Raw genomic sequence first — 6586 nt, forward strand, 5'->3', positions numbered from 1 at the left:
CGGTGGAAGAGCCCGACTATTTCATCGGCATCGCGCAGCAGGCTCTCTGGATCCTGTCGCTCGCCGCGGCGCCGATCCTGATCCCGGCGCTGCTCGCCGGCCTGGTGCTCGGCATGATCCAGGCCGCGACCTCGATCAACGAAGCAACGTTGAGCTTCGTGCCCAAGCTCATCGTGGTCGCCATCTGCCTGGCCCTGTTCGGCGGCGCGATCCTGATGCTGATCGCCGATTTCACCCAGGACATCTTCGCCCGGATACCCGAGCTGACGCGCTGATGCCGGCGGGGTTTGCAGGTCTCGAAGCCCAACTCTGGCTCTGGATGGTGGCGATGATCCGGCCCGGTGCGGCCTTCCTCGCGGCGCCGGTGTTCGGCGCCTCCTTCGTGCCGGTGCAGCTTCGCCTCATCATCGCTCTGGCGATCGGCATTCCCGCCCTCGCCATCACCGACTTCACACTTCCCGCCGATGGCCTGGCCTCGATCGAGGGGTTCATGCTGGTGCTGGGCGAGGCGATGGCCGGGCTCGCGCTTGGCTTCGCCATCCAGATCGGATTCTCGGCCGCGCTGGTCGCGGGCGAGACGATCGGCAATGCGATGGGCCTCGGCTTTGCCGCGATGGTCGATCCGCAGAGCGGCCAGAACAATCCGGTCGTCGCGCAATTCCTGTCGATCGTCGGCACGCTTCTGTTCCTCGCCATCGGCGGTCACCTCGCGCTCGCCGCCATCGTCGTGGAAAGCTATCGCGCGCTGCCGCCGGGCGACGCCTGGCTCAGCGCGGAGAGTCTCTACGGTCTCGTCACGTTCGGCGGGGTGCTGTTCGCGGCGGGCCTGTCGATCGCGCTGCCGGTCGGCTTCGCCATCGTGCTCGTCCAGATCGTCATGGGCATGCTCGCGCGGTCGGCGCCGGCGCTGAACCTGTTCGCCGTCGGCTTCCCCGCCGCCCTGCTCGCCGGCATCGTGCTAATGGCCATGGCCGCGCCGATCATGGGGGAGGGGATCATCGCCGCGATCCAGCTGGGGCTCGAGGAGGCGCGGCGACTGGCGGCGGGCGGGTAGGCCATGTCGGACGCACCCGAGAAAGACCAGAAAACCGAGGAGCCGACCGACAAAAGGCGCCGGGACGCGTCCGAAAAGGGCGACGTCCTCCAGTCGAGGGAACTGGGCACCGCTTTGGTCGTGCTCGCCGGCGCCACCTGGCTGGCCCTGGCGGGGCCGCTCTTCCTCGGGACGCTACAGGAAATGCTGTCCGATGCGCTGACGTTCGAGGCGGCGGACGTGCGCGGCTTCGATCCCGGATCGGCGGCGCTGCGCCTTATCGGCATCGTCATCGTCCCGCTGTTCGGCCTCTTCGCGCTCACCATCGCCGCGGCGATCGGCGGGCCCGCCATGCTGGGCTCCTTCGGCTTTCGTTCCAAGGCCTTCGGCTTCAAGGCGAGCAAGCTCAATCCGCTGTCCGGGCTCAAGCGCATCTTCGGCATGCAGGGCCTCGTCGAGCTCGGCAAGTCGCTCGTCAAGGTCGTCCTGTTGGGCGCGGTGGGCATCTGGCTGCTGATGGACCAGGCGCGTTCGCTGATGGGTCTGACATCGCAGGAAATCGGGCCGGCGCTCGCGTCGCTCGGCTGGACCTTCATCATCGCCGTGCTGGTCATGTCGCTCGCGCTCGCCGCCATCGCCCTCATCGACGTGCCCGCCCAGATCATGCAGCGCGGCACCCGCCTCAGGATGAGCAAGCAGGAGGTGAAGGACGAGCACAAGCAGACCGAGGGCTCGCCCGAGCTCAAGGCCGCCGTCCGCCGCCGCCAGCATGAGGTGCTCCGCGCCTCCGCCCGCGCCGCGGTCGCCGAGGCGACGGTCGTGCTCACCAACCCGACCCATTTCGCCGTCGCGCTTCGCTACAAGCCCGAAACCGACGGCGCGCCGATCGTCGTCGCGCGCGGCCGCGGCGCAACCGCCGAAGCGATCCGGGCGCTCGCGACCGAGAACGAGGTGCCGATCCTCAGCTATCCGCAGCTCGCCCGCGCGGTCTATTTCACGGCCCGCACCGGCCAGGTCATCCGCGAGGATCTCTATCTCGCCGTCGCGACCGTGCTTGCGTTCGTGTTCAACCTCGATTCGGCGGTGGCGGCGGGCGCGGTTCAGCCGCCGGTCACTGTCCCGCCGGGCGCCCGTTTCGACGAGAAAGGGCGGCCCGACGGTTAAGTTTCGCTCGGCCCCGCCGTTGCTATTGGCGGCGAGGAGGAGCGTGGGGCGGTGACCAACCGGAAGGGATCAGGAATAGCGAGCGAGGAAGAGCTCGGCGCCGCCCTCGGCCATATCGAGGCGGCCCTGCTCGCCTTTTCCGGCAACGCCGGCCACATGGCGGCGGCCATAGCCGAGCTCGATCGTCTGCGCGTTCGCGCCCAGCGCTCGGGCGTGCCGATGGAGCAATGGCTGGAGGCTGTCGCCGACGACATCAGGGCAGCCGCCCCATCCGTCGACGTCGTCGCCCTGGAGCATGTGCTGACCCTCGCCAAAAGGATCGCCGAGGATCCCCGCCGATCGCTCGGCGCGCAGGCCCACTTGGCCGGCGGCGCGGTCAGAACCTTGACCGGTTGAAGGCCTAAAGAAAGCCGCCCTCCGGCCGTCAATAATCATGACGGAAGGGGATCCCATGGTTACTTCGATCGGATACAGCCTCGGCATCGGCTCGGGCCTCGACACCCAGCTGCTGATCCAGACCCTCTCCGACGCGGCTCGCGCGCCGAAGGAGGCGCTGATCGACCGCCGCGAACAGCTCAACTCCGCTCGCATCTCGGCTCTCGCCGACGCATCCGGCGCGATCGACTCCTTCGCTACCGCGCTGTCGACGCTCATCTCGGGCGGCACCCTTTTCAGCCAGCCGAGCGTGTCCGACACCGGCATCCTCACCGCCACCGCCCGGCCCGGCGCGCGCCTTGGCACGCTTTCGGCGCTGATGGAGGTGGAGCAGCTGGCGCAGGCGCAGACGCTGGAATCGGAGTTTATCGCCAGCGCTTCCGATCCGATCGGCCAGGGCGACCTCACCCTTACCACGTCCAAGGGCAGCTTCGTCGTCGCCATCGACGCGAGCAACGACAGCCTGGACGGTCTCGCGCGTGCGATCAACGATCAGAATGCCGGCGTCACCGCCACCATCGTCACCCAGTCGAACGGCGCCCGCCTCGTGCTGAAGGGTGCCACCGGGGAGGCCGAGGCCTTCACCCTGAGCGTGCCCTCCGGCACCGCGACGGGGCTGGAGCGCTTCGCCTATGACCCCGCCGTGACGGGCGGCATGACCCGGGCGCAGATCGCCCAGGATGCGATCGTGAAGCTCGACGGCGTCGAGGTGAAGCGCGCGTCCAACAGCATCGACGACCTGATCGAGGGCGTCGAGATCAACCTCAAGAAGGCGGCCGTCGGAACCTCCGTGGCGCTCGGTATCACGCGACCGACGGAATCGCTTGAGCTGGCGGTCAACGATTTCGTCGCCGCCTATAACGAATTGCACAGCCTGCTCTCCAGCGCCACGCGCCCATCCGGCGGCGTGGGCGATCCGGGCGGTCCGCTGCGCGGCAATATCGCCATTCGCGAAATGCAGCGCCAGCTCGCCCAGCTTCCCTCCAAGGTGCTCAGCACCGAAGGCGGGCCGTCGACTCTGGCCGAGATCGGCGTCGCGACCAACCGCAACGGCACGCTCAAGGTCGACGCCGCCATGCTGACCGAGATGCTGGAGAGCGATCCGCAAGGCGTCGAAGCGCTCTTCAATCCGGGTCAGAACAGCAGCAGCTCGCTGGTCTCCATCTCGAACGAGATGGGAAGGGTGAAGCCGGGAACCTATACGCTCACCAGCATCGTGGCGGCGGCCGGTGGCATCGATGCGAGCGGCTTCGTTGACGGTATCGCGATGACCTCCGACGGTTCCACGCTCATCGCCCCGGTCGGCTCGGCCGCGGTGGGCCTCGCCGTTTCGGTTTTCGGCTCGGTGTCGAGCGTAACCATCACCATCGACCAGGGCCTCGGCGGCGCTCTCCAAGCGATACGCGACGCGCTGAGGGCGGAGACGGGTCCGTTCACGGCAGTTGAGCACCGGCTGGCCGAGGAGGCGGAACAGATCGCCGAGGATCGGGAAGACCTCGAGCGGCGCTCGACGGCTTATCACGACCAGCTGGTCCAGCAGTTCACGGCCATGGAGCGCCAGGTGTCTGCCTTCAAGGCGACCCAGAGCTATCTGGAGCAGCAGATCAAGATGTGGAACAGCAGCGGCGACTGAGGTCGGAGCGTCGGGTTTTGTAGCGGGAGTGACGGGAATGTTGATGAGGCACGGTCAGTTCGGGGCGGCGCGCGCGCGCTACCAAAGCATCGACATGACCAGCCGCATCGAAGGTGCGTCGCCTCATGGCCTTGTCGCTATCCTGTTCGACGAGCTGCTGAAGGCACTCGACGCGATGACCGCCGCGATCCGCCGCGGCGATCTCGGCCAGCGCGGCACGCGTCAGGCGCGCGCCCTCTCGATCCTTCATGGCCTGGAAGCGAGCCTCGATTTCGAGAAAGGCGGCGACATAGCCGACGGTCTTGCCGCCATCTATCGGGAGGGACGGCGATTGGTCATTGCCGGTGGTCGCGCCAACGACGCCGAGCAGGTCGTCCAGGCGCGCGAGATGCTGAATGAGATCGCCTCCGCATGGGAGGCGATAGGCTGATCAGGCCGCGGCCTTGTGAAGCCCGTATTTGCGCATCTTCTCGATCAAAGTCGTGCGCTGGAGCGAGAGCAGGCGCGCCGCTTCGGCGACCACCCCTTCGGTGCGGTCCAGCGCTTCGCTGATATAGCGATGCTCCAGGTCGGCGACCACTGTGCGCAGGTCGACGGGGCCGTCGTTGATGAGGGTGTCGTCGCCCGCGGTCGCGGGTTCCGGCACCGGCATGGGCATGACGGGGAGCGGCACGGCGCGTTCGCTGGCTTCCCAGACGGCGGCGCGTTCGGCTCGGTCGACGCGGGTGCGGCGGTGGAGGAGCAAATCGACCTCCTCCGCGCTGACCGTCCGGCCGGGGAACAGGATCGCGGCGCGCTCGATGACGTTGCGCAGCTCGCGGACGTTGCCGGGCCAGGGATGGGCGATGAGGCGGTCCATCGCCTCCTTTGTGAAGCGCACGGTGCGCTTGCTGTCGGCGATCTGGCGCAGGAAGTGGCGGACGAGCAGCGGCACGTCCTCGCGCCGTTCGGCCAGGCTCGGCAGGTCGATCGGGAAGACGGCGAGACGGTAGAAGAGGTCCTCGCGGAAACGGCGATGGCTGATCGCCTCGTCGATGTCGCGATGGGTGGCGGAAACGATGCGGCTGTCGACCGCGATCTGGCCGCGCCCGCCGACGCGCTGGATGGCGCGTTCCTCGAGCACACGAAGCAGCTTCACCTGCATGTCGGCCGGCATGTCGCCGATCTCGTCGAGGAACAAGGTGCCGCCATGGGCTTCCTCGAAGCGGCCGCGATGCTGGGTGACGGCGCCGGTAAAGGAGCCCTTTTCGTGGCCGAAAAGCTCCGATTCCAGAAGGTCCCGGGGGATCGCGCCGCAGTTCACGGCGACGTAATTCTTGGACGCCCGCTGGCTCTCGGCATGGATGGCGCGCGCCACCATTTCCTTGCCGCTGCCGGACGGGCCGGTGACGATCACCGAAGCCGAGCTGGGCGCGACCTGGCGGACCAGACGGCGAAGCTCGACGATGGCCTGGCTTTCGCCGACGATCAGGCTGTCGGCGCTGGCCGCGCCGGCGGCCGTCGGGTGGAAGGCTACGGACATCTGGCTAGGCGCTCATCGAGCCGAAGCGCAGGAAGCGGCAAATCAATCTAGGACCCCCCATCACGGTTATTCCGTGTGACGCCCTTTTATGAAACGCGACTGGTTAATGGCGGATAAAGAGTAGTTGGGATGATTTCCCAAGCCCACTCCTTTCGTTGGTTGAGACGTGCCCACTTGTCGTGTCGCTGGGAAGAGGGCTGGCGCGCCCGGCATAAATATGATGGGCATCCAGATCATTGGGAAATTTGGGTTCAGATGAGCCGCCGACGTCGGACGTGCAGCCCTCTTTACCATTCGGAATTGCTCGAGCCTTTCCGAAAGCAGCCATCCGCGAAGATGGTTCGCGCCAGACGGCCGGGGCATAGCCGGCGCCACTGTCCCTCGTCTTAAGCCACCAGCGCGAGCTCGGGCGAAGCGCGCAGGCGGGCGATGTCGCGCGAGGGAGGCTCGCCGAAGTGGCGGCGGTACTCGCGGCTGAACTGCGACGGGCTTTCGTAGCCGACCCGGAAGGCCGCGGTGGTGGCGTCGAGGCCGTCGGCCAGCATCAGGGTGCGCGCGTCCTGCAGACGGAGCTGCTTCTGGAACTGCAGCGGGGTCATCGCGGTGACCGCACGGAAATGCTCGTGCAGGCTCGAATGGCTCATGCCCGCTTCGGCGGCGACGCGGTCGATGCTGAGGCGTTCGCGGAAATGCTGGCGGATCCAGGCGATGGCGCGGCCGACCTGGGCGACGCGTCCCTGGCCGGAGGTGATCTGCCGCATCGTGGCGCCGTGCGGGCCGGTCAGCAGGCGGTAGAGGA

Annotated in this window: 8 protein-coding genes; 6 read left to right on the forward strand and 2 right to left on the reverse strand. The window is 67.5% G+C overall.

Translation table 11 applies throughout. The annotated features are described in order from the left end of the window. Positions 1–2 precede the first annotated feature (2 nt). The 6 genes from VIR62_RS02830 to fliS are packed head-to-tail and all read left to right on the forward strand — an operon-like array spanning position 3 to position 4695. A complete protein-coding gene (locus VIR62_RS02830) occupies positions 3–275 on the forward strand; it encodes a flagellar biosynthetic protein FliQ (RefSeq protein ID WP_431868519.1) in 273 nt (90 codons plus the stop codon). Next, positions 272–1054 carry a flagellar biosynthetic protein FliR gene (fliR, locus tag VIR62_RS02835; RefSeq protein ID WP_431868536.1) on the forward strand — a complete coding sequence of 261 codons (783 nt, stop codon included), beginning with the start codon at positions 272–274 and terminating at the stop codon, positions 1052–1054. The genes VIR62_RS02830 and fliR overlap by 4 nt, the downstream gene beginning before the upstream one ends. Positions 1055–1057: 3 nt before the next feature. Then, positions 1058–2197, forward strand: coding sequence for a flagellar type III secretion system protein FlhB (flhB, locus tag VIR62_RS02840; protein ID WP_431868521.1), 1140 nt, complete (start codon positions 1058–1060; stop codon positions 2195–2197). A 51-nt stretch (positions 2198–2248) separates the two neighbouring features. After that, the gene (locus tag VIR62_RS02845; RefSeq protein ID WP_431868522.1) at positions 2249–2593 is read left to right on the forward strand and encodes a hypothetical protein; all 345 of its coding nucleotides are present in this window, start codon (positions 2249–2251) and stop codon (positions 2591–2593) included. 55 nt (positions 2594–2648) lie between these two features. Next, positions 2649–4265 carry a flagellar filament capping protein FliD gene (gene fliD / locus VIR62_RS02850; RefSeq protein WP_431868524.1) on the forward strand — a complete coding sequence of 539 codons (1617 nt, stop codon included), beginning with the start codon at positions 2649–2651 and terminating at the stop codon, positions 4263–4265. 37 nt (positions 4266–4302) lie between these two features. After that, entirely contained in the window at positions 4303–4695 is a 393-nt protein-coding gene (fliS, locus tag VIR62_RS02855; RefSeq protein ID WP_431868526.1) for a flagellar export chaperone FliS, read from the forward strand. On the opposite strand, the gene VIR62_RS02860 is transcribed toward fliS, so the two are convergent. Next, positions 4696–5787, reverse strand: coding sequence for a sigma-54 interaction domain-containing protein (locus VIR62_RS02860; protein ID WP_431868528.1), 1092 nt, complete (start codon positions 5785–5787; stop codon positions 4696–4698). Positions 5788–6173: 386 nt separating this feature from the next. After that, on the reverse strand, positions 6174–6586 hold a 413-nt coding region (locus VIR62_RS02865; RefSeq protein WP_431868530.1), incomplete at its 5' end, for a helix-turn-helix domain-containing protein.

The sequence above is a fragment of the Allosphingosinicella sp. genome, from assembly GCF_036570505.1.
Classification (GTDB): domain Bacteria; phylum Pseudomonadota; class Alphaproteobacteria; order Sphingomonadales; family Sphingomonadaceae; genus Allosphingosinicella.